18 protein-coding genes are annotated in these 23,615 nt (G+C 70.1%); 15 read left to right on the top strand and 3 right to left on the bottom strand.

Translation table 11 applies throughout. The features are described from left to right. The first annotated feature begins 5 nt into the window (after positions 1-5). The 9 genes from ACIBLA_RS03170 to ACIBLA_RS03130 all read left to right on the top strand — a co-directional run bounded on the left by ACIBLA_RS03170 (position 6) and on the right by ACIBLA_RS03130 (position 12,784). Positions 6-569 (top strand): hypothetical protein, encoded by a 564-nt coding sequence (locus tag ACIBLA_RS03170; RefSeq protein WP_363239696.1) that lies wholly within the window; start codon positions 6-8, stop codon positions 567-569. 12 nt (positions 570-581) lie between these two features. Next, complete coding sequence (locus ACIBLA_RS03165; protein WP_363239695.1) at positions 582-1,046, top strand: hypothetical protein; 465 nt, start codon at positions 582-584, stop codon at positions 1,044-1,046. 83 nt (positions 1,047-1,129) lie between these two features. Beyond that, positions 1,130-1,852, top strand: coding sequence for a DUF899 domain-containing protein (locus ACIBLA_RS03160; RefSeq protein WP_363239694.1), 723 nt, complete (start codon positions 1,130-1,132; stop codon positions 1,850-1,852). A gap of 235 nt (positions 1,853-2,087) precedes the next feature. Further along, positions 2,088-3,008 (top strand): DUF1702 family protein, encoded by a 921-nt coding sequence (locus tag ACIBLA_RS03155; protein WP_363239693.1) that lies wholly within the window; start codon positions 2,088-2,090, stop codon positions 3,006-3,008. Positions 3,009-3,072: 64 nt separating this feature from the next. Continuing rightward, complete coding sequence (locus ACIBLA_RS03150) at positions 3,073-4,920, top strand: CRTAC1 family protein (protein ID WP_363239871.1); 1,848 nt, start codon at positions 3,073-3,075, stop codon at positions 4,918-4,920. Continuing rightward, entirely contained in the window at positions 4,917-5,903 is a 987-nt protein-coding gene (locus ACIBLA_RS03145) for an enediyne biosynthesis protein (protein ID WP_399197625.1), read from the top strand. The genes ACIBLA_RS03150 and ACIBLA_RS03145 overlap by 4 nt, the downstream gene beginning before the upstream one ends. Next, positions 5,900-11,764, top strand: a complete 5,865-nt coding sequence (locus ACIBLA_RS03140; protein WP_399197624.1) for an SDR family NAD(P)-dependent oxidoreductase — start codon at positions 5,900-5,902, stop codon at positions 11,762-11,764. The genes ACIBLA_RS03145 and ACIBLA_RS03140 overlap by 4 nt, the downstream gene beginning before the upstream one ends. 37 nt (positions 11,765-11,801) lie before the next feature. Continuing rightward, entirely contained in the window at positions 11,802-12,263 is a 462-nt protein-coding gene (locus ACIBLA_RS03135; protein ID WP_363239690.1) for an acyl-CoA thioesterase, read from the top strand. Then, positions 12,260-12,784, top strand: a complete 525-nt coding sequence (locus ACIBLA_RS03130; RefSeq protein WP_399197623.1) for a flavin reductase family protein — start codon at positions 12,260-12,262, stop codon at positions 12,782-12,784. Before ACIBLA_RS03135 ends, ACIBLA_RS03130 begins: the two co-directional genes overlap by 4 nt. Positions 12,785-12,829: 45 nt before the next feature. On the opposite strand, the gene ACIBLA_RS03125 is transcribed toward ACIBLA_RS03130, so the two are convergent. Together ACIBLA_RS03125 and ACIBLA_RS03120 are read right to left on the bottom strand one after the other, a co-directional pair. Beyond that, complete coding sequence (locus ACIBLA_RS03125; RefSeq protein WP_363239688.1) at positions 12,830-13,648, bottom strand: AraC family transcriptional regulator; 819 nt, start codon at positions 13,646-13,648, stop codon at positions 12,830-12,832. A gap of 370 nt (positions 13,649-14,018) precedes the next feature. Further along, a complete protein-coding gene (locus ACIBLA_RS03120) occupies positions 14,019-16,721 on the bottom strand; it encodes a tetratricopeptide repeat protein (protein WP_399197622.1) in 2,703 nt (900 codons plus the stop codon). 145 nt (positions 16,722-16,866) lie between these two features. Between ACIBLA_RS03120 and ACIBLA_RS03115 the strand changes: the two genes are divergently transcribed. The 6 genes from ACIBLA_RS03115 to ACIBLA_RS03090 all read left to right on the top strand — a co-directional run bounded on the left by ACIBLA_RS03115 (position 16,867) and on the right by ACIBLA_RS03090 (position 22,049). After that, a complete protein-coding gene (locus ACIBLA_RS03115) occupies positions 16,867-17,265 on the top strand; it encodes an AraC family transcriptional regulator (RefSeq protein ID WP_363239686.1) in 399 nt (132 codons plus the stop codon). A 52-nt stretch (positions 17,266-17,317) separates the two neighbouring features. After that, positions 17,318-17,728, top strand: a complete 411-nt coding sequence (locus tag ACIBLA_RS03110; protein ID WP_399197621.1) for a VOC family protein — start codon at positions 17,318-17,320, stop codon at positions 17,726-17,728. Positions 17,729-17,797: 69 nt separating this feature from the next. Beyond that, on the top strand, positions 17,798-18,964 hold the full coding sequence (locus ACIBLA_RS03105; protein ID WP_363239684.1) for an aminopeptidase P family protein: 1,167 nt from the start codon (positions 17,798-17,800) through the stop codon (positions 18,962-18,964). A 120-nt stretch (positions 18,965-19,084) separates the two neighbouring features. Beyond that, complete coding sequence (locus tag ACIBLA_RS03100) at positions 19,085-19,474, top strand: hypothetical protein (protein WP_363239683.1); 390 nt, start codon at positions 19,085-19,087, stop codon at positions 19,472-19,474. Between the two features lie 161 nt (positions 19,475-19,635). Further along, complete coding sequence (locus tag ACIBLA_RS03095) at positions 19,636-20,751, top strand: PLP-dependent cysteine synthase family protein (protein WP_363239682.1); 1,116 nt, start codon at positions 19,636-19,638, stop codon at positions 20,749-20,751. 5 nt (positions 20,752-20,756) lie between these two features. Further along, complete coding sequence (locus tag ACIBLA_RS03090) at positions 20,757-22,049, top strand: MFS transporter (RefSeq protein WP_399197746.1); 1,293 nt, start codon at positions 20,757-20,759, stop codon at positions 22,047-22,049. A 287-nt stretch (positions 22,050-22,336) separates the two neighbouring features. Here ACIBLA_RS03090 and ACIBLA_RS03085 read toward each other — a convergent pair whose 3' ends face one another. Beyond that, positions 22,337-23,572, bottom strand: a complete 1,236-nt coding sequence (locus tag ACIBLA_RS03085; protein ID WP_399197620.1) for a cation diffusion facilitator family transporter — start codon at positions 23,570-23,572, stop codon at positions 22,337-22,339. Positions 23,573-23,615: the final 43 nt, after the last annotated feature.

Genomic DNA, 23,615 nt, shown 5'->3' with positions numbered 1-23,615 from the left:
CGCGCATGTCTGCCAGTACGGATTCACCCGAGCAGGTGCACGGCAGGTTCCAGGCTCTGAACGGGAGGCTGCACCAGCCCGCGCTTCGGATCTTCCTGGTGATCGTGGTGGCCCACTGGGCGGAACATATCGTTCAGGCCATTCAGATCTATGTGATGGGCTGGCCGATCCCCGAGGCGCGCGGAGTCCTGGGGATCCCCTTCCCCTGGCTGGTGACGTCCGAGTGGATGCACTACGGGTACGCCCTGCTGATGCTCGTGTGCTTCCTGCTGCTGCGCCCCGCCTTCGCCGGTACGTCACGGGTGTGGTGGAACACGGCGCTCGGCATCCAGGTGTGGCACCACTTCGAACATCTCCTGCTGCTCGTCCAGGCCCTGTCCGGTTCCTTCCTGCTGGGCAACGCCGCACCGACCAGCGTCATCCAGCTCCTCATGCCGCGGGTGGAGCTGCATCTCTTCTACAACGCCCTGGTCACCATCCCGATGGTGGTCGCCATGGTCCTGCACAGCCGGCCCGACAAGGACCCGGCGCCGGTCGCCCGGTGCCTCTGCGCCGTTGAGTCGCGCTAGCCGGGGCAGGGCATGCTCCTCTCCCCCGGCGGAAGGCCGTCCCGTACGACCTCGGTCGCTCTCCTGGTCACCGCTTGCTTCTTCCTGTACGTCACCCTGCCGAACCTGGGCAACGTCATTCGCGCCGCGACGTCCGACGGCGTCGCCGGCCGGTTCACCGCCGAACAGCTGCGGTGCGTACGGCACTCCGCGCACGAGAGCTGCGAATGGTCCGGGACGTTCCGGGCCGACAACGGCGCGGTGGGGCGTACCGGCGTGACGCTGTACGGCAGCGGAAGCAATTCCTTCACGAACGACAAGAGCGCCACGGCGGTGGATGTCGGAAATCCCGGCCGGGTCTACCGTCCGCAGGGCTCCAACGAGTGGATCTTCACCGCCCTTCTTCTTCTGACCGGGTACGGCCTTCTCGGTCTGCTGGCCAAGCGGCACCTTTTGCCACCTCCGGCGCGCCACTCGCCGGCGCGTCAGCCGACCTGACGCGGCGCCAGTTGTGAGGTGATTCGCTCCGGTAAAGTTGCCGACTGCCGCGGTACGTGCAACGAAGGAGAGGCCGGCGAGCGATGAACCGCCCAGCGATTGTGTCCAGGGACGAATGGCTAACGGCACGGAAAGAGTTACTGGCTCAGGAAAAGGCGTTCGACAGGGAGCGGGATGCGCTCAGCGCGCGGCGGCGGGAACTCCCGATGGTCGAAATCACCGAGCCGTACGTGTTCGACGGCCCGGACGGCGACGCCACACTGCTCGACCTGTTCGGCGGGCGTCGCCAACTGATCGTCTATCACTTCATGTTGGCACCGGACTGGGACGCCGGCTGTTCCGGCTGCTCGCTGCTGGCCGACAACATCGGCCATCTGGCGCACCTGCACGCGGCCCGTACGTCCTTCACCGCCGTGTCCCGTGCACCTCTGGAGAAGATCACCAAGTTCCGTGAGCGCATGGGCTGGGACTTCCCCTGGTACTCCTCCCACGGCACGTCGTTCAACTACGACTTCCATGTCACCATGGACGAATCCGTGACGCCGATCCAGTTCAACTTCCGGAACAAGGACGAATTGCGGGAAGCCGGAATCGGCTCCTGGGCCATGAGCGGCGAACAGCACGGGCTGAGTGTCTTTCTGCGCGAGGACGACCGCGTATTCCATACGTACTCGACCTACTCACGCGGCACCGACCTGCTCAACGGCACCTTCAACTACCTCGATCTGACGCCGCTCGGGCGCCAGGAGGAGGCGGGCATCATGAACTGGGTCCGCCACCACGACACCTACGGCGACAAGGACTGACCCGCCGTCGCGGCGCCCCGCCCCGCCCCGGGCGGGGCGCCGCCCCGCGCCGCCGCGCGCCCTCGACTCCCGCAGAAGAACCAAGGTGCGCACGTTCCAAGTGGACAGGGGCGCAGATCAGCCATGTACCTTCGGGGTTGGTTTACTGCAACTGAACGAGGAAACTCGACGAGGGCGGTAGAGCAAGGTGACTGGTGGTTTGTATGCGCTCCGGCGCCGGATCATGACCCCTCCAATGTCCAGTACGAGTCTGGAAGTGAGGGGCTTCAGGAGAAAGAATCCACAGGCACAGGAACTACTGGAAACCATCGGCCGCACATTCCTCGAAGGATACGGCCACGCGGTCCAGGCTCGTTCACCGCTCGACGCCGAAGTCCAACTGGAAGCAATTCCCGCACAGTTCCGCGGATTCGCCTATGAAGGCGCCGCGATGGGGTGCGCCATTCTGGACTCGTTACCCGGCACCAAAGGGCGCCGGCTGGCCCAACTGATGGACGGGCGCGGGAGCGCGCACATCTACATGGTCTATGTGGGTATCGGCTGGGCCATGGCGCGGCTGCCGAGAGCCCTGAGGCCGAAGACCGCGGAAACGGACCCGCTGCTGCGGTGGCTCGTACTCGACGGATACGGTTTTCACCAGGCGTACTTCCACACCGACCGCTATGTCCACCAGCAGTACCGGGACACCCGGTTCTCCTGGCCCCACGGCCCGGCGTCCTACGCGCAGCGCGCCATCGACCAGGGAATCGGCCGCGCTCTGTGGTTCGTCGGCGGCACCGACGTCAACGACGTCGTCTCGCTCATCGACACCTTCGCCGAGACGCGGCGCTCCGACCTCTACAGCGGTGCGGGCCTGGCGGCCACCTACGCCGGCGGCGCCGACGAGGCCGAGCTGGAGCTGCTGCGCCAGTGCGCCGGGACCCACCGCCCCCAGCTCCTTCAGGGGTCCGCGTTCGCGGCGGAGGCCCGGCAGCGCGCCGGTCTGTCGGTGACCGGTACGCGTATCGCCACCAAGGTGCTGTGCGGCACGGATCCGCAGGAGGCGTCCCTCGTCTGCCGGGAAATGCGCCCGGAATCCGATCGGGTCGACGCGTCGTCCTACGAGCAATGGCGTCAGCGAATAGCCGATACGTTCGTTTCGCAGGGGAGGTGCTAGCCGCGTGGTATCGATACGTTCCCGGCTCCGCCGGAATCTACCCGGAATCGTCGCCCTCCTGCTCATGGTGGGCACGTACATAGTGGTGCTCCCGCCGTCTCCCTCGGCCGCCGAAAAGGTGAGCATGGCGAACTCCTACGCGTTCACGCCGAAATCCATCGACATGCCCGAGGGATTGAAGAAGCAGCACATACGCAAGGTGAACAAGGCCTATCGGGATATCAACGCATGGATATCCTCGGTGGGCGCGGGCATCGCCATGAACGATGTCGACGGTGACGAACTCGCCAATGATCTGTGCATCACGGATCCCCGGACGGACCAGGTCGTGCTGACGCCGGTGCCCGACGAACGCGGCGACCGGTACGAGCCGTTCGTGCTGGACCCGGCCCCACTCCCGATGGACGACCTCATGGCACCCATGGGCTGCGCCGCCGGTGACTTCAACGAGGACGGCCGCACCGACCTCGTTGTCTACTACTGGGGCCGGACGCCCGTGATCTTCCAGGGGCGCCCCGGCGAGTCCGCGCTGAGCGCCGGTTCCTTCGAACCCATCGAGCTGATGCCCGGTGCCGGCGGTGCGACGTACACGGGGCCCCGGTGGAACAGCAACGCCATCACGATCGCGGACTTCGACGGCGACGGTCACGAGGACATCTACATCGGCAACTACTTCCCCGACGGACCGGTGCTCGACCCGTCCAAGGACGGCGGCGTCGTGATGAACGACTCGCTGTCCAACGCCAAGAACGGCGGCGAGGACCACATCCTGCGGTGGACCAAGGACGGCTTCGAGCCGGCCGAGGACGTCCTTCCGCGTGACACGAGGACCGGCTGGACGCTCGGGGTGTCCGCGACCGACCTCGACGGCGACCACCTCCCCGAGCTGTACATCGCCCATGACTTCGGGACCTCCCGGCTGCTCCACAACAGGTCCGGGCCCGGCGACATCGGCTTCACCGAGGTCGAAGGGCCACGCGACCCGATGGTCCCCAAGTCCAAGCGGGTGGGCGGCAGTTCGTTCAAGGGCATGGGGGTCGACTTCGGTGATCTCGACCAGGACGGCCTCTTCGACATCTTCGTCAGCAACATCACCACCTCCTTCGGCCTCCAGGAGAGCAACTTCGCCTTCATGAACACGGCCGGCGGCACGCGCGACGTACGCGACAGCATGAGCAAGGGCGAAGCACCGTACGAGGACCGCAGCGCGCCCCTGGGTCTGGCCTGGTCCGGCTGGGCCTGGGACGTCAAGATGGGCGACTTCGACAACGACAGCCAGCTGGAGATCACCCAGGCCACCGGCTTCGTCAAGGGCAAGCGGAACAGATGGGCCCAGTTGCAGGAGCTGGCCACCGCCAACGACGGTCTGCTCGCCGACCCCACGTGGTGGCCACATGTCCGGCCGGGCGACGACCTCGCCGGTGATCAGACGATGCGGTTCTTCGCCAAGGGCGACGACGGCCGCTACGCCAACCTCTCCGAGGAGTTGGGTCTCGCCGTCCCCGTTCCGACCCGCGGCCAGGCCATCGGCGACGCGAACGGCGACGGCAGGCTCGACCTGGCCGTGGCCCACCAGTGGGGCGAACCGGCCTTCTACCTCAACGAGAGCCGCGACACGGGCGACTTCCTGGGGCTGAAGCTCACTCACCCCTCCGGCTCACCGGTGGTCGACGCCCAGGTGACCGTGACCCTGCCCGACGGCACCCGGCGCATCAGCCGCGTCGACGGCGGTGGCGGCCACTCCGGCAAGCGCAGCCACGACGTGCACATCGGCCTCGGTGAGCAGGGCGACGCACCCGTACAGGTACGGATCCGGTGGCGGGACCGCGCCGGAGAGACGCGCCAACAAGATCTTCGGCTGACTCCCGGCTGGCACGCTTTGCGGCTCGGGTCCGAAGTCAAGGAGAGGTGACGGACATGGCCGAGGCAACAACCGCTCCACCGAGGCACGACCCGAAGATCATCACGGCGCTGCGCCGCTTCGCCATCTCGATCACGGTCCTCAATATCTTCGGCTACGCGGTGCTCGGCTTCGAACAGGCCTGGATCTGGCCGTTCATAGCCGTCGCCGTCGCGTACACGGTCGAGACGGGGCTGGAGTTCATCGGGGCGCGGGTGGAGGGACGCAGGCCGCGCTTCCTGGGCGGCGGCGCACGCGGGGTGATGGAATTCCTCTACCCCAGCCACATCACCGCGCTCGCCGTCAACATGCTGCTCTACGTCAACGACCGGGTCTGGGTGATGGTCTTCGGAGTCGTCGTCGCGGTCGGCACCAAGTGGGTGCTGCGCGCCCCTGTCCGCGGGAAGCCGCGGCACTACATGAATCCGTCGAACTTCGGCATCTCCGTGGTCCTGCTGCTCTTCCCGTGGTCCAGCATCGCCCCGCCGTACCAGTTCACGGAGTACACCGGCGGGGCGGTCGACTGGATCATCCCCGCCGCCATCGTCGCCCTCGGCACCATGCTCAACGCCAAACTCACCGGTCGCATGTGGCTGATCGGCGGCTGGCTGAGCGTCTTCGTACTCCAGGCGGTCGTGCGCGGGATCCTCTTCGACACCGCCATCCTCTCCGCACTGGGCATGATGACCGGGGTGGCGTTCGTCCTCTTCACCAACTACATGATCACCGACCCCGGCACCACGCCGTCCCGGCCCGTCGCCCAAGTCGCCTTCGGCGGCAGCGTCGCGCTGGCGTACGGAGTCCTCACCGCCGCGGGCATCACCTACGGTCTCTTCTTCGCGACCGCCGCGGTCTGTCTCATCCGCGGGGGCTATCTGCACCTGGTGCACCTGACCGGCGAGCGCCCCGTGCCGAGCACGACACAGGTCGCCGCCCGCGGCGTCGCCGCTCCCGACCGCTCCCCGGAAGCCGGCAAGGAACCGGTGGCGGCATGAGCAGAGTCGCCATCGTCGGCATGGCCTGCCGCTTCCCCGACGCCGCCACGGTGCGTGAACTGTGGGAGAACGCGGTGGCCGGGCGCCGGGCCTTCCGCCGGATCCCCGACGTACGCATGCGGCTGGACGACTACTGGGATCCCGATCCCGCCGCGCCCGACCGTTTCTACACCCGGACCGCCGCGGTCCTGGAGGGTTTCGAGTTCGACCGGATCGCCTTCAAGGTCGCCGGCAGCACCTACCGTTCCACGGACCTCACGCACTGGCTCGCCCTGGCCACCGCCACCGGCGCGCTGGCCGACGCCGGGTTCCCGGCGGGCGGGGGACTGCCCCGTGCGCGTACCGGGGTGGTCGTCGGCAACACGCTGACGGGCGAGTTCACGCGCGCCAACACCATGCGGCTGCGGTGGCCGTACGTACGTCGGGTGCTGGCCGCGGCGCTCAAGGAGCAGAACTGGGACGACGACCGGCTGGCGGAATTCCTCGGCGGAGTCGAAGGCGCCTACAAGCAGCCGTTCCCGGCCGTCGACGAGGACTCGCTGGCCGGTGCGCTGTCGAACACCATCGCGGGGCGGATCTGCAACCACTTCGACCTGGGCGGCGGTGGCTACAGCGTCGACGGGGCCTGCTCCTCCTCCCTGCTGTCGGTCACCACGGCGAGCACCTCGCTGCTGAACGGGGACCTCGATGTCGCCGTGGCGGGCGGCGTCGACCTGTCCATCGACCCGTTCGAGATCATCGGTTTCGCCAAGACCGGTGCGCTGGCCAGGTCGGAGATGCGTGTGTACGACCGCGGCTCCAACGGGTTCTGGCCGGGCGAGGGCTGCGGCATGGTCGTCCTGATGCGCGAGGAGGACGCGCTGCGCGCGGGCAAGCGCGTCTACGCGACCATCGCGGGCTGGGGCATCGCCTCGGACGGACAGGGAAGCATCACCCGGCCCCAGGCGGGCGGCTACCGGCTGGCCCTCGCCCGCGCCTACGAGCGGGCCGGATTCGGTATCGACACGGTGCCGCTGTTCGAGGGGCACGGCACCGGCACCCCTGTCGGTGACGCCAACGAACTCGGAGCGCTGATGGCGGCCCGGGCGGAGGCCGACGCCAACGCACCGGCCGCCGCCATCAGTTCCGTCAAGGGCATGATCGGCCACACCAAGGCCGCCGCCGGAGTCGCCGGCCTGATCAAGGCCGCGATGGCGTTGGACGCGCACGTACTGCCGCCCACCATCGGCTGCGTGGACCCGCACGACCTGCTCACCGACGCGCAGGCCGGTCTGCGCGTCCTGCGCAACGCGGAACCGTGGCCGCAGGGCGCACCGCTGCGCGCCGGGGTCACAGCGATGGGCTTCGGCGGAATCAACACACACGCCGTCCTCGACAAGCCCGCGCCCCGGCGGCGTACGGCACCGAGCCGGCGCACCGCCACCCTGATCAACTCACCGCAGGACTGCGAACTGCTGCTCCTGGACGGCGAGTCACCCGCGGCGCTGCGCGACCGCCTCGCCCAAGTGGCCGACTTCGTGCCCCAGTTGTCGTACGCGCAGCTCGCGGACATGGCGAGCACCCTCCAGCGAGAACTGCGCGAACTGCCCTACCGCGCCGCCGCCGTCGTCACCTCCCCGCAGGACGCCGAGGAACGTCTGCGCCAATTGATCGAGGCGGTGGAGCGCGGCGAGAGCGCCCTGTTCGCGCCCGACGGCCGGACCTTCCTCGGCAGGGCCGACGAACCCGGCCGCATCGGTTTCCTCTTCCCCGGCCAGGGATCGGGCGGCCGCAGCGCCGACGGTGCGCTGCGCCGGCGCTTTCCCCAGGCCGCCGCCGTCCACGAGCGGGCCGGGCTGCCCGAAAGCGGCGACCCGGTGGCGACCGATGTCGCGCAGCCGCGCATCGTCACCGCGGCGACGGCCGGGCTGCGGGTGCTGGACTGGCTCGGTGTGGAGGCGGACGTCGCCGTCGGCCACAGCCTGGGCGAACTCACCGCCCTGCACTGGGCGGGCGTCATGGACGGCGACACCCTGCTGACGGCGGCCCGTGTGCGCGGTGCGGCCATGGCGGCGCACAGCTCCTCGGGCACCATGGCCTCGCTCACCGCCACCCCTGAGGCGGTCCAGGCGCTGACGGACGGTCTCGGCGTCGTCATCGCCGGCTACAACGGGCCCCGGCAGACGGTCGTCGCCGGAGCCGTCGACGCCGTGGCGGCCGTCGCGCGCAAGGCGGCGGAGGCGGGCATCGCCTGCACCCGGCTCGCCGTGTCGCACGCCTTCCACTCCCCCCTGGTGGAACCGTCCGCCAACGTCTTCGGGGGATGGCTCGACGAGATACCGTTCGCGCCCGCCCGGCGCCGGATCATCTCCACCGTCACCGGGCAGGAACTGACCGCCGACACCGATGTGTCCAAGTTGCTACGCGCGCAGATAACCGACCCGGTGCTCTTCGACCAGGCCCTTCGGACGGCGGCCCGCGACGTCGACCTGTTCGTGGAAGTGGGTCCGGGGCGGGTGCTCAGCACCCTCGCGGCCGACGCGACCGGCGTACCGGCGCTCGCGCTGGACACGGACGACCCGTCGCTGCGCGGACTGCTGCGCGTCGTCGGCGCCGCGTATGTCATCGGCGCCCCGCTGATGCACGAGCGGATGTTCTCGGACCGGCTGATACGTCCCCTGGAGATCGGCGCCGAGTTCAGCTTCCTGACAAGCCCCTGCGAGCAGGTGCCGCCGGACGGCCTGTCCTTCGCCCGTCAGGCGCCGCCCTCACCGGAGGCCTCCGCGCCCGACGGGCAAGTGCCGGGCGACGTGGGGCAGTCGGGGCAGTCGGCGCTGGAAGTCCTGCGCGCGCTCGTGGCGGAGCGGGCCGAACTCCCCCTCGCCCTGGTGAAGGACGACAGCAGCCTCCTCGACGACCTGCACATGAGCTCCATCACCGTGGGACAGATCGTCAACCAGGCCGCGACCAGTCTCAGCCTCGCGACGGCGCACACGCCGGCCAACTTCGCCACCGCGACGGTGAGCGAACTCGCCGAAGCCCTCGACTCGCTGGCCTCCACCGCCCAGTCGGGCGACACGGCTTTCCCCCTCGTACAGGGCTCCGCTCCCTGGGTGCGCGCGTTCGCCGTGGACCTGGCGGACGAGCCCCTCGCCGGTCACGTTCCCGCCACGACAACACCCGCGGACGGTGGTTGGGAGCTGTTCGCCGATGCGAGCCATCCGTTCGCCGTGGAGCTGCGACGGTCGCTGGAGAGCGCCGGTGTGGGGCCCGGTATCCTGGTCTGCCTGACCCCGCGGTGCCCACCGGAGCAGATCGCTCGGGCACTGGACGGTGCGCAGCGCGCCCTGACGGGCGACCACGGGAGCCGTTTCGTCCTGGTCCAGCACGGCAGGGGCGCGGCCGGACTGGCCAAGACCCTGTATCTGGAGTCCCCTCGGACGCGCACGACCGTCGTCGACACCCCGCTGACCGATGACGTGGTCGAGCGCGTGGTGGCCGAGGTGTCCGCGACCACACGGTTCACCGAGGTCCACTACGACGCGGCAGGGGTACGCCGGGTGCCGACCCTGCGCGCGCTGCCCCTGCGCGGCGGGCCCGCCGAGAAGGTGCTGGACGCCTCCGACGTCCTCCTGGTCACGGGCGGAGGCAAGGGCATCACGGCGGAGTGCGCGATGGCTGTCGCCCTCGACAGCGGAACCAAGCTGGCGATCGTGGGCCGCTCCGATCCCGACCGCGACGAAGACCTCGCCAAGAACCTGCGGCGGATGGCCGCCCGGGGCCTGAGCGTGCACTACGCGTGCGCCGACGTCACCGATGCCGTGGGCGTGCGCGGGGCCGTCGCCGAACTCACCGAGAAGCTCGGGCCGGTGACGGCGGTACTGCACGGCGCGGGACGCAACGAGCCCGCGGCTCTCGCCGATCTGACCGTGGCGGACTTCGAGCGGACCCTCGCGCCGAAGGTCGACGGTCTGCGGGTCGTCCTCGACGCGGTCGACGCGAGCCGCCTCAAGCTCCTCGTCACCTTCGGCAGCGTCATCGGCCGCTCGGGCCTGCGCGGCGAGGCGCACTACGCCACCGCCAACGAATGGCTGGCCGATCTGACGCAGGGCGTGGCCGACTCCCAACCGCGGTGCCGTGTGCGGTGTTTGGAGTGGTCGGTGTGGTCCGGTGCCGGCATGGGCGAGAAGCTGTCCGTCGTCGAGTCGCTGGCGCGCGAGGGCATCACGCCGATCTCCCCCGACCAGGGCGTGGAGATCCTGCTGCGCCTGATCCACGACCCCGAAGCCCCGGCGGTCACGGTCGTCAGCGGTCGGACGGGGGAGATCGACACCGTACGGCGTGAGCAACCCCCGCTTCCGTTGCTGCGGTTCACCGTCGCCCCGCTCGTCCGCTACCACGGCGTCGAGCTGGTCACCGAGGCCGAGCTGAACGTGGGCACCGATCCCTACCTCCGCGACCATCTGCTGGAGGGCGACCTGCTGCTGCCGGCCGTGATCGGCATGGAAGCCATGTGCCAGGTCGCCGCCGCGGCCACCGGATGGACCGGTGTCCCGGTGCTGGAGCAGGTGCGGTTCCTGCGCCCCCTGGTGGTGCCGCCGAACGGCAGCACCACCGTACGGATCGCGGCCACCGTCACCGCGCCCGACACCGTGGACGTGGCCATCCACGCCGAGGAGTCGGGCTTCGCGGCGGACCACTTCCGGGCGCGCCTGGTCTACCGCGACGCGGTGGTCCCGGACGGGCCGCTCGCGCGGCCAGCGCCGCCCGCGACGGCCGAATCGGGTCTGCCGACGGTGCCGCTGGACCCCGCGGCCGACCTCTACGGCAGCGTGCTGTTCCAGGGCGAGTGGTTCCAGCGGCTGCGCCGCTTCCACCGGATCTCGGCACGGCACGTGGACGCCGATGTGGCCGTGCGTGAACCGGACGGATGGTTCGCCGACTATCTGCCGGGCACGCTGCTCCTGGCCGACCCCGGCATGCGGGACGCGCTGATGCACGGCAACCAGGTGTGCGTGCCCGACTCCACCCTGCTGCCGTCGAGCATCGAACGGCTCCACCCGCTCGCCTCCGGCGCCGCGTTGCCCGAGGAGCTGCGCTACCGCGCCGTCGAGCGGGCCCGCGAGGGCAACACGTATGTGTACGACATCGCGGCACACGCCCCGGACGGCACCGTGGTCGAACGCTGGGAGGGCCTGCGGCTGACGGCGGTACGCACCGGTGCCTACGGTGGCCCCTGGGCGCCTCCGCTGCTCGGGCCGCATCTGGAACGGGTCGTGGAGGACCTGCTCGGAGCGCGGATCTCGATCGCGGTGGAACCGCACCACGCGGACGGGCCGGCCCGGGACGGAGCCCGTCGTCTGCGTACCGCACTGGCGGCGGGGCGCGCCCTCGGCCGGCGGACCACGGTCGTCCACCGTCCCGACGGGCGGCCTGAGTTGCCCGGCAACCTGTCCCTCTCCGCCTCCCACGCGGCGGGGGTCACGCTCTGCGCGGTCGCCGGTTCGACCGTGGGCTGCGACATCGAGGTGGTCTCCGCCCGGACGGCCGCCGAGTGGGACGGGCTGCTCGGTGGGCACGCCCCCCTGGCCGCCGTGATGGCGCGGGAGACGGGATGCGACCCCGACACCGCGGCCACCGCCGTATGGGCCGCACTGGAATGCCTGCAGAAGGCGGGCGCCACCACGCACGCGCCGCTCACCCTCGTACCGAGCGGGAAGGACGGCCACGCGGTCCTCGCCTCGGGCACTCTGCGCATCGCGGTGCTGGCGACCCGGCTGCGGAACGTACCGCGGCCGGTCGTGTTCGCGGTCCTGACCGAGGAAGGCGCGTTTCCCGCCGCTGCCGGCGGCGTACCGGAGGCCGGGGCGATGACCGCGTAACCCGTTCGACACCCCTCACGAAAGCAGGGAACGAACCATGGCGGACTACTTCGAATACCGGCATGTCGTCGGCTTCGAGGAAACGAATCTCGTCGGCAACGTCTATTACGTCAACTATCTGCGGTGGCAGGGGCGGTGCCGCGAAATGTTCCTCAGGACCCACGCTCCGGACGTACTCGCCGACGTACTCGCGGACCTCAAGTTGTTCACGCTGAAGGTCGACTGCGAGTTCTTCGCCGAGATCAGCGCGTTCGACGAGTTGTCGGTCAGAATGCGCCTGACCGAACTGGTGCAGACGCAGCTTGAGTTCAGCTTCGACTACGTCAGACTCGCCCCGGAGGGTACGGAGAAACTGGTCGCGCGCGGCAGACAGAGGGTCGCGTGCATGCGCGGCCCGAATAACGCCACGGTGCCGGCCCTGGTACCCGAAGCACTGGTGCAGGCGCTGGAATCGTACGCTCCGCCGGCCGCCATGAACCGAAGGGGAAGGACCGCGTGAGCACCCTTCCGGCGCCCACGCCTTACGACAAGAAGACCGAGGAATTACGTGGTGCGTTCGGGGCGTTCGCCACCGGGATCACCGTGGTGACGGTGGGTGGCCCCACTCCGCGCGGAATGACGGCGAATTCCTTCACATCTGTCTCCCTCGATCCTCCTCTGGTACTCGTCTGCGTCGCCCATGAGGCAGTCATGCGTCAATCCCTGGGCTCCGCCCGCCATTTCGGCGTCTCGGTGCTCAGCGCCACTCAGGAAGCCGTGGCCCGGCATTTCGCCGACCATTCCCGCCCCATGGGCCGGCAGCAGTTCGAGAACGTCGGCTGGACGCCCGGTGCCGCGACCGGCGCCCCGCTGATCGACGGGGCCCTCGCGCACTTCGAGTGCGAGATGTGGCGGGACCACGAAGGCGGCGATCACACGATCTTCGTGGGCGCGGTGCGTGCCTTCGAGCGGCAGGCGCCGCAGGACGCGCTGGTGTTCCTGGACGGGCGGTTCCGCCGTCTCACCCCGAGGCCGGGCTAGGGGCTGTCGTCTGGATCCGGCAGGATCCAGACGACAGCCCCTGGCTCAACTCGCCAGTTCATGACCGGCGCAGAGCCCTCCCGCAGAGGTCCCGTCAGCCCTGACGGGCCTGAGGACGCGACAGCGCACCGGCGGCGGGCCGTCCGCCGGCCGCCTCTTCGCGCCACGGTCCACCCGACGGTGGCGGAGCTGTATGACGGCGGGTTCGAGGCACCGGCCGGCGGTCACCGTGATCGGCCCGTGGACACCGACGGCAAGGGTGGGCTCGCCGCTGTACCCGTCGCCGTCCCCGTAGGAAACAGAGCGCGCCAGCATGTACCAGGTCCCCGGCGGTACATGCTCAAGGATGAATTCGCCCGGCCGGGTGAGCACCGCGCAGCGCACCGGGTGGCCCTGTGGGACACAGGTGGGGAAAAGACCGAGGAAAACGAAGTCGGCGGGCGTCGGCGACGGTGTGAGGACTTGACCGCGCAGCGGTGTCGGTGACTCCACTCCGGTGGAATCCCCCTCCGGGCCCGGCCTTTCGGCCCGTGACACGGCGAGCCGCCGATAAGTGGAAGGAGTAATACCGGTACACGATTTGAAGCACGAGCTGAACGTACCGACACTGCTGTAACCGACGGCGTGGCTGATCTCGGCGATGTTCAGTTCGGATTCCATGAGCAGCCGTTTCGCCTCTTGGAACCGTATGGCCCGGAGAAACCTTCGGGGGGAAACCCCTGTCACATTCGTGAACCCTCGTGTGAAATGAAACTTACTGAACCCGGCCGTATCGGCCATATCGTCAATCGTGAGCTCTTCGCCGAAGTTGGCGTGCATATCGGTGATGACACGGGCCACGGCTCGCGCGATTGCAGTCTCCATGAACTCTCCCTCGTCCGGCGATGCGTCGTGGCCGCGATTTCGAGCGGAAACGCGATGTGAAGTGCGCACAGAAGGGCTGAGCGGGTTTCGCCATGCAAGGGCCCGGAGCAAGATGCTTCAGGAATATATACTTGCACTAAAGGGAGGGCAAGACCGCTCCACCCTCCCCCTCGTCAGGTTCCGGCCACTGACCGGTCCGGGCCCCTTCACCGCACGACGCCCCTACGGGGCGCACTCGGGTATCGCGATGACAGGCGGCTCGATAGGTATCACTTTCTATAGTCACAGCCCACCTGGGTGACGCTCTTCCGCCCCACCGCCGCAGCCGGCGGCGAACGGTTCACCTCCCGGCCACGCGAATTGGCCGAATCTAGCCGTCGGCGTCGAGAGCGTCCCGGAGCCGGACCTGGAAGGGCAGAATCCGCTGGGCGAGCGAGGGGACCACACGGGCCAGCAGGGTCAGGTCGGTTATCCCGTCCCGGAGTTGGTGCCGCGAGGGGCGCAGCGCGAAGAACCCGGTGAGGGCGTCCTCCGCCTCCTGCCAGGAGGACAGGGCGCAGTGGACCACGACCAGGTTGCCCAGGCCGACCTGGGCACCGGGGCCGGTGGACTCCGCGTCCGCGGTGAACAGGGAGATCGCCCGCGTCAGGTCCCGCGTCCAGTCGGCTCTCCCCAGCCGGCGTCTGGCCAGCGCCCTCTCGTAGTAGATCCATCCGTCGTGATCGGGCTTCAGCTCGATGGAACGGTCGAGGTCGGCCAGCGCCTCCTCGTACCGCTCCAGCGCCGTGTGCACCTGGCCGCGCGCGGTGAAGGCCCAGCCGTAGTCGGGGTCGAGTCCGATCGCCCGGTCGAGGTCGGCGAGCGCCTCGTCGTAGCGCTCCAGCAGCCGGTACATCTCGCCCCGCCGGGCGACCACCCAGGACGAGTCGGGGTTGCCCTCGACCGCTCGGTCCATGTCGGCCAGCGCCTCGTCGTGGCGCTCCAGCAACCGGTACACCTCACCGCGCCGGGCGAACACGAACGACGACGTGACATCCCGTTCAAGTGCCCGGTCGAGGTCGGCAAGCGCCTCCTCGTAGCGGCCCAGCAACCGGTACACGTCGCCGCGCCACGCGAACGCCCACAGGGACTCGGGGTCGAGAGCGATGGCCCGGTCGAAGTCGGCCAGCGCCTCGTCGCACCGGTCCAGCGAACTGTAGGTGTCACCACGCCAGGTGAAGGCCCAGCTGTCCGTGGGGTCGAGCTCGATGGCGCGGTCGAAGTCGGCCAGCGCCTCCTCGTACCGCTCCAGCAAGGAGTGGGTCGTGCCCCGGCCGCCCACGGCGCGCCGGCTCTCCGGCGCGAGGGCGACAGCCACGTCGAAGTCGGCGAATGCCTGGTCGTAGCGGCCCGCGTAACGGAGGTCGTCGCCCCGCAGCGTATGGGCCTTGGCGCGGGCGGCGTTGTCGAGGCGGCCCTGGTCGATGAGCAAGGTCAGCGCGGCCGGACCGGGTTCCTCCGTGTCGAGTGCGGCCAGGAGCCGCGCGCCCCACTCACCCGGCCCGCGTGCGTCGGTGTCACGACCGGCCTCGGTGAGTGTCTGGGCCCAGCGTCGCAGGGTGGTCGGGCCGTGGTCGTAGGCGTCGAGCAGTTCCCGCAGGGCCTCCGGGAGGGCCGTGCGCGGATCGGCGCACAGCCGGTGGTACGTCTCCTGGAGGCGCAGGCGACGCCAGTGGTCGTCGTGCCACCAGCCGCCGTCGGGCTCCGCGCCCTGCTCCAGTGACACGCGCCGCCAGGAGAACGCGTCGGCGATCCGGGTGTGCTGCTCCCGCCAGCTCTCCGGGGACCGCTGTCGTTGCAGCCGCAGCATCATGGAGCGTACGACCTGGTGGTAACGGCACTGGCCCGCGCGGTCGGTGACGAAGGGCATCGTGCGCAGCCAGGGCAGTTGGTCCGGGATGTCGGCAGGCGCGGCGGCGCGGTAGACGCCGGTGTCGAACTGCTGCGGGAGCGCGCAGGCCAGGGCGACGGCCCTGCGGTCGGGGTCGGGCTCCCACTTGAGGAAGCGCTCCACCGCCGTGCCGCTGGGATCACCCACGTCGTCCAGGGAGGCGGGGCTGTTCTCGGCGAGGGTGGAGACCAGGACCGGCAGGCGCTCGGAGAGTTCGAGGATGAGCGCCACGACACGCTCGTCCGTGACGCCTTTCTGGGTGAGCAGACGGCGCGCCTCGTCCTCGCTGAAGATGTCCAGCGGCCAGTCGGTGACCAGGTCGAGCCAGTCGCCCCAGACGCTCGGCGCGAGCCCCGGCTGACCGGCCAGCACCGTCAGGACGTTCGGCGGGAGCGCCCCGTACCGCCCGCTGATGAGCAGATCCCGCAGCCATACGTCCAGGAGCGGGCCGGTGCGCTCGTAGGTGTCGAAGAACCACACGATCGACGGGGTGCGCCGCGCCGCCTCCGTCAGGTCCTCCATGAACACCGGGCCCAGGACCTGCAACGGCGAGAGGACGAGCTGGATGTCCTCGGGGCTGCGCCGGGACTGGAACAGCGCCTTGACCCTGTCCGCGCCCGCCGCCACCTGGAGCGGATCCACCGCGCCCGTGAAGGCCCCGACACCGGGGATCATGCCCAGCCCGACCAGGCCGACCTGCGAGGCGACGACGCTGGACGGTGAGGGGGCGGGCGCGGCCGGGGGCTCGCCGTCCGCCGCCGGCGGTGGTCCCGCCGCGGCGCCCGCCGCGGCCTCGTGCCTCAACTGCCGGTAGGCGGCGAGCCGTTTGTCGAACGTCTTCATCGCCGCGCCCTGCAAGGCCAGCTGGGCGCTGATGGCCTCCATCGCCTCGACCACGTCCGCCACCGACTCGTCCAGGTAGACGGTGAGGGCGCCGTTCTCCCTCGCGATGGTCTCCAACTGGCGTACGAGCGTGGACTTCCCGACCCCGGCGGGCCCGTGGATGTGGAACAGGAACTGCTCCGTCTCCTCGACCACCTGCCGCAGCACCTCACGGAACGCGGCGATCTCCCCCTGCCGCCCCACGAACCCGCCCTGCCGCCTGCGCCGGATCAACTCCTGCCGTGAAGGCCGCTGCCTCACCACTGAACGCCCCGTGTCCGCCGAAATCGCGCCGTCATGAACCCATCGTCCCCCGGTGCCACCGGCCCGGGGAGCGATTCGCGCGGTTTCGGTGCCGGAGCTGTCCGGCCGGCCGTTCCTCACCGCCCCGTGGTCTGATGGTGTCGTGGGCCGCGCCGTGGAAGAGACCAATCGCCGCATGCTCCGCGTACGGGACGCGATGGACCGTGACTACGCGCAGCCGCTGGACGTCCCGGCGCTGGCGCGGATCGCCCATGTGTCGCAGGCCCACTTCACGCGTACGTTCCGGGCCACGTTCGGTGAGACGCCGCACCGTTATCTGCAGCGCAGGCGGGTCGAGCGGGCGATGTTCCTGCTGCGGGAGACCGACCGCAGCGTCACCGACATCTGCTACGAGGTCGGCTTCGGCAGTCCGGCGACCTTCAGCCGCACCTTCCACGACATCGTCGGCCGGCCGCCCAGGACGTACCGCAAGGAGGCGGCGCTCATCGCCATGGCCGTACCGACGTGCTTCACGAAGGCGTGGACGCGGCCGAGCGCCTGACTGAGCAGTTCTGGACAAGTTTTCGCCGGCCGCGCGCCGTAGCGTGAGAAACATGTTCAACGCGATCACACACTCACAGATCTACGTCCTCGACCAGGACACGGCACTCGACTTCTACGTCGGCACCCTCGGTCTGGAGGTCGGCGCCGACATCGACATGGGCTTCATGCGCTGGCTGACCGTCCACGTCCCCGGCCACCCGGACCGCCAGATCCTGCTGGAGAGGCCGGGCCCTCCGGCGATGTCCGAGGAGACGGCGCGGCAGGTCCGCGAGCTGGTGACGAAGGGCGCGACGGGCGGCTCGCTCATCTTCAGCACGGACGACTGCCGCAAGACGTACGAGACGCTGCTGGCGCGCGGCGTCGAGTTCACCGAGGAGCCCACCGAGCGCCCGTACGGCATCGACTGCGGCCTGCGCGACCCGTTCGGCAACAGCATCCGGTTCACCCAGCCGAAGGCGTAGGCCCTGTCCGGCGGATCTTCGCGGGTCCGGGGGTGTCGGAGCGCCCGGCGGCGACGGCAGGATGGCCGTATGACTGGCAGCGACGCATCCACCGCACGCCCGGACGCCGGGGCTCCGGCGCACCCCGCCCCCTTCACCGCCGACGACTACCGCGCCCGGATGGACCGCGCGGTGCGGGACGCCACCGCCGCCGGGCTGGCCGGGGTTCTCGTGGCGCCCGGACCCGACATGGTCTGGCTCACCGGCTACCGGCCGCCGGCCGACACCGAGCGGCTGACCCTGCTGGTGCTCACCCCGGACGCCGGCCCCGTCCTCGTGGTGCCCAGGCTGGAGGCGCCCGACGCGGAGAAGGCTGTCGGCGCGCCCGCGCTGACCCTGCGGGACTGGACGGACGGCGTCGACCCGTACGGCGTAACCGCGCCCGTGCTCAACGCCACCGGCCGCTACGGCATCAGCGACAACACCTGGGCCCTGCATCTCATCGGGCTCCAGGAGGCGCTGCCCGGCACCTCCTACGCGCCGTTGACGAACGCGCTCCCGATGCTGCGCGCCGTCAAGGACGCGCGCGAGGTGGAGCGGCTGGCGGCGGCGGGCGCGGCGGCCGACGCCGCGTACGAGGAGATCAAGAAGGTGCCCTTCGCGGGCCGCCGGGAGACCGAGGTCGCAGCCGACCTCGCCGACCTGCTGCGCGCGTTCGGGCACTCGCAGGTCGACTTCACCGTCGTCGGCTCCGGCCCGAACGGCGCCAACCCCCACCACGAGGCCGGCGAGCGGGTCATCGGGGCCGGGGACATGGTCGTGCTCGACTTCGGCGGTCTGTGCCAGGGCTACGGCTCCGACACCTCCCGCACCGTGCACGTCGGCGAGCCCACCGAGGAGGAGCGGCGCGTCCACGATCTGGTGCGCACGGCGCAGCGGACCGCCTGCGAGGCGGTACGGCCGGGCATCACCTGCCAGGACGTGGACCGGGTGGCCCGCGCGGTGATCGCCGACGCCGGATACGGCCAGTACTTCATCCACCGCACCGGCCACGGCATCGGCGTCACCACGCACGAGCCGCCCTACCTGGTCGAGGGCGAGGAACTGCCGCTCGTACCGGGCATGTGCTTCTCCGTGGAGCCCGGCGTCTATCTGCCGGGGCGCTTCGGCGTGCGGATCGAGGACATCATGACGGTCACCGAGACCGGCGGCCGGCGGCTCAACACCACGGGGCGGGGTCTGGCCGTCGTCGGCTGACGGGTGTCATTCTCGAATTGCGCCGGGGGCGGATAAACAATTCGCACGCATAGCCTATTTCTCACCCTTGGCAATGGTGTTGATCGTGCACCACACGCAAAGTGACGCTACGATCACCGCATGGTTACGGCCTTCCGGATTTCGCGCCCATTGCGGTTGTTCCGGTTGGCCGTACTTCTTTTCGCGCTGCTCTCCACGCACGGCGTCCACAGCCACGGCCTGGCGGCCCACGAGTCCCCCCTCACCGCGGTGACGGCGACAGCCGCGACGTCCGTGGATTTCACGGACCACGACACCGCGCCCGGTCACCACAGCGGTGACGAGGCGGAACACCGCGCGGAGAGCTGCGCGTCCGGTCAGCCTCCCTACCGGGCCGACCTGCCCGTCCGTGGCACGACGCCGCTGGGCTTCGCGGAACTGACGCGACTTCACGCCCCCGCTTTCACGCTGCCGGCCAACGCCGTTCCCGCGTCCGTCACATGGAGAGACCCGGCAATTCTGCGGGTGTAGAACTCCGTTCCGAACCGGTCACTTCTTTTCGAACGCAGGACAGACCCGGCCTGGCCGCATTTCGCCGTCCGGTCCATTCGACGTGTCCTTCGACGTGCGTAATCCGTGTGCCGTCTGTACGGGCGCCCCCGCGTTTCCGTGCAGCGAACGAAAGCGAATCCATGCATCTCCAGACCCCCACTGTCTCCACGCCACCCCATGACCTCTCCGGGCTCGTCGGCAATACCCCGATCCTCCGTGTCGGTGCGCCCCTCGCCCCGGCGGAGCGCGGCTTCTGGGCCAAGCTCGAAGGCTTCAACCCCGGCGGCATCAAGGACCGCCCCGGCCTCTACATGGTCGAACGGGCCCGTGCGCGCGGCGAGTTGCTGCCCGGCGGCAGGATCATCGAATCGACCAGCGGCACCCTGGGACTGGGGCTCGCCCTCGCCGGGCTGGTCCACGGCCATCCGGTCACCCTCGTCACCGACCCCGGCCTCGAACTGTCGATGACCCGGCTGCTCACGGCGTACGGCGCCGAGGTCGACACCGTGCCGCAGCCGCACCCGACCGGCGGCTGGCAGCAGGCGCGCCGCGAGCGGGTGGCCCGGCTGCTGGAGCGGCACCCCGCCTCCTGGTGCCCGGACCAGTACAACAACCCGGACAACACCGCCGCGTACACCCCGCTCGCCCTCGAACTCGCCTCCCAGCTCGGTCACATCGACACCCTGGTGTGCAGTGTGGGCACCGGCGGGCACTCGGCCGGGATCTCTCGGGTGCTGCGGCAGCTCTACCCGCAGCTGCGGGTGGTCGGGGTGGACACCATCGGCTCGACGATCTTCGGTCAGCCGGCCCGGACCCGGCTGATGCGCGGGCTCGGATCGAGCATCTACCCGCGCAACGTCGCGTACGGGACCTTCGACGAGGTGCACTGGGTCGCGCCGTCCGAGGCGGTGTGGACCTGTCGCCGGCTTGCCACGTCCCACTACGCCACCGGCGGCTGGAGCGTCGGCGCGGTCGCCCTGGTGGCGGGCTGGCTGGCGCGGACCGGTGCCGCCGACGCCCGGATCGTCGCGGTCTTCCCGGACGGGCCCCAGCGCTACCTCGGGACGGTGTACGACGACGACTTCTGCGCCGCGTACGGACTGCTGGATGCGGCCCCGGCGGCCGAACCGGAGGTGATCGGCCGCGTCGACGAGAAGGAGGTCACCCGGTGGACCCGGTGCGCCTCGGTGGTGGACCCGCTGACGTTGACGGCGGCCACGGCTGCCGCCAACTCCCCTGAGGAGGCGATCCGGTGAGGGGAATGATCACGCAGGTGCGTTCGTACGGGCGCGGCGCCCAGTTGCTGATGGTCAATCAGTTCACCATCAATCTCGGCTTCTACATGCTGATGCCGTACCTCGCCACCCATCTGTCCGGCACCCTCGGGCTGGCCGGCTGGCTGGTCGGATTCGTCCTGGGCGTACGGAACTTCAGCCAGCAGGGCATGTTCCTGGTCGGCGGGACGCTGGCCGACCGGTTCGGGTACAAGCCCCTCATCGTCGCCGGGTGCGCGCTGCGCACGGTGGGCTTCGCGACGCTCGGCCTGGTGGACTCGCTGCCCGCGCTGCTCGCCGCGTCGGCGGCCACCGGCTTCGCCGGCGCGCTGTTCAACCCGGCGGTCCGGGCGTATCTGGCGGCGGACGCCGGGGAGCGGCGCGTGGAGGCGTTCGCGCTGTTCAACGTCTTCTACCAGGCCGGCATCCTGCTCGGCCCGCTGGTGGGCATGGTGCTGACCGGGGTCGACTTCAGAGTCACCTGCCTCGTCTCGGCCGGGATCTTCGCGCTGCTGAGCATCGTGCAGATCCGGGCGCTCCCGCCCCGTCGGGCCGGCGGCCGGGCAGCGGACGAGGACGGCGGGCGGGAGAGTGTGGCGGCGCAGTGGCGCTCGGTGCTGGCCAACCGGCCGTTCCTGCTCTTCTCGGCGGCGATGATCGGCTCGTACGTGCTGACCTTCCAGGTCTATCTGGCGCTTCCGCTGGAGGTCCGACGGGTGGGCGGCGACGGGGAGTTCACCGCAGCCGCCGTGGCGCTGCTGTTCGCGGTGTCCGGGCTGAGCACGATCCTGTTCCAGACACGGGTGACCGCCTGGTGCACGGCACGGATGGAGCCGGGGCGTGCGCTCACCTGGGGGCTGGCCGTCATGGGGCTGGCGTTCCTGCCGCTGCTCGCGGCCGGCGCGATTCCCGTACCGGGCGGCGGAATCGACCGGTGGACGCTGGCGGCCGTCCCGCCCGCGATCGCCGCGCTGCTGCTCGCGCTGGGCACGATGATCGCGTACCCCTTCGAGATGGACACCATCGTCCGGCTCTCCGGTGACCGGCTCGTCGCCACGCACTACGGGCTCTACAACACCATCTGCGGTATCGGTATCACGCTCGGAAATCTGCTCACCGGCGCGGCACTCGACGCGGCGCGGAAGGCCGGTGTCGCCGCGCTGCCGTGGTTGGCGCTGCTCGTGCTCGGGCTGGCCTGTGCCGCGGCACTCGGCGGACTGCACCGGGGCGGGCGGCTGGCGGCGCCGGCGGCTCCCGGCGCCGTCTCCGCGTCCGTCTGAGGCGTCGTACGGGGGCACCGGGACGGGCGGGTGACGCGCGTGGATCTGTCGCTGTCGGCCGCCCCGGCCGGTGCTGTGGCGACGGCCACACCGCCGCAGGCGAGCAGGGACAGGGCTGCGACGATCCGACGTCGGTGCGCGGGTCTCACTCGGTCCTTCATGCCGGGCTCCTCCGGTGGGGGATGGAACCCGGCACACTAGTAACGGTGTCACCGACAAGGGCCGCCCTTTTGGGGGATTCCCGGATCGGACAGACCGGACTGACGTACCGTCAATTCACCTCGACATCAACGGGCATGGGCGGGTGCGGGTGCACGGTGGTCCAGGATGGGTTCGTGGTGGTGGAGCGCCTCGTGCGGGTCGGACTCGTCGGGGGTGGCGGCGGGGTCGGAGTGGACCATGGCGGCCGTCAGCTTCGGTACCGCGTGCAGCAGGGCGTGCTCCGCCTCGACGGCGACGTGGTGCGCCTGACGTACGGTCAGGTCTCCGGCCACCACGACCGAGACCTCGGCGCGCAGCCGGTGCCCGATCCACCGCATCCGCAACTCGCCCACCGACCGCACACCGGGGACCTTCACCAGGGCCTGCTCGGCGGTGTCCACCAGTGCGGGGTCGACGGCGTCCATGATGCGGCGGAACACCTCGCGGGTGGCGTCGCGCAGGACAAGCACGATCGCGGCGGTGATGAGGAGGCCGATGATCGGGTCGGCGAGGTTCCAGCCGATCGCGGCGCCGCCCGCGCCCAGCAGCACGGCGAGCGAGGTGAATCCGTCGGTACGGGCATGCAGCCCGTCGGCTATCAGAGCGGCCGAGCCGATCTCGCGGCCGACACGGATGCGGTAGCGGGCCACCCACTCGTTGCCGATGAAGCCGACCACGGCCGCCACGGCGACGGCGGGCAGATAGCTGATCTCCTGCGGGTTGAACAGCCGGTCGATGGCGGTCCACGCGGCGAACACGGCCGAGGCGGCGATGGTCAGCACGATGACGATGCCCGCGATGTCCTCCGCCCGTCCGTACCCGTAGGTGAACTTGCGGGTCGCCGCGCGCCGTCCCAGGAGGAACGCGACGGCGAGCGGCAGCGCGGTGAGCGCGTCGGCCGCGTTGTGGACGGTGTCGCCCAGCAGGGCCACCGAGCCGGACAGGATCACGACCACCACCTGCGCGATCGCCGTCACCCCGAGCACGGCCAGCGAGACCCACAGCGCGCGCATGCCCTTCGCCGACGATTCGAGGGCGGGGTCGATCTTGTCGGCCGACTCGTGGGAGTGCGGCGTGACGAGATGACTGACCGAGTGCCACAGGCCGGAGAGGCCTCCGCCGTGGTCGTGGCCGTGGTCCCCGTGGTCATGGCCGTGATCGCCGTGGCCGTGGTCCCCGTGGTCGTGACCGTGGTCGCCGTGGTCGTGACCGTGATCCCCGTGGTCATGACCTCCGTGGTCGTGACCGTGATCGCCGTGACCCTCGTGGGCATGAGGTCTGACCTCATGGGTGTGGGCCTGTCCTCCGTGCGAGTCGTTCATGGCGGTGACCTTCCGATATGCGGGCGATGGGGGCGAACAGAGA

Origin of the sequence: Streptomyces sp. NPDC050433, from assembly GCF_044458565.1 — a bacterium.
Taxonomy (GTDB): Bacteria; Actinomycetota; Actinomycetes; order Streptomycetales; family Streptomycetaceae; genus Streptomyces.
This window is presented reverse-complemented; position numbering and strand designations above follow the sequence as displayed.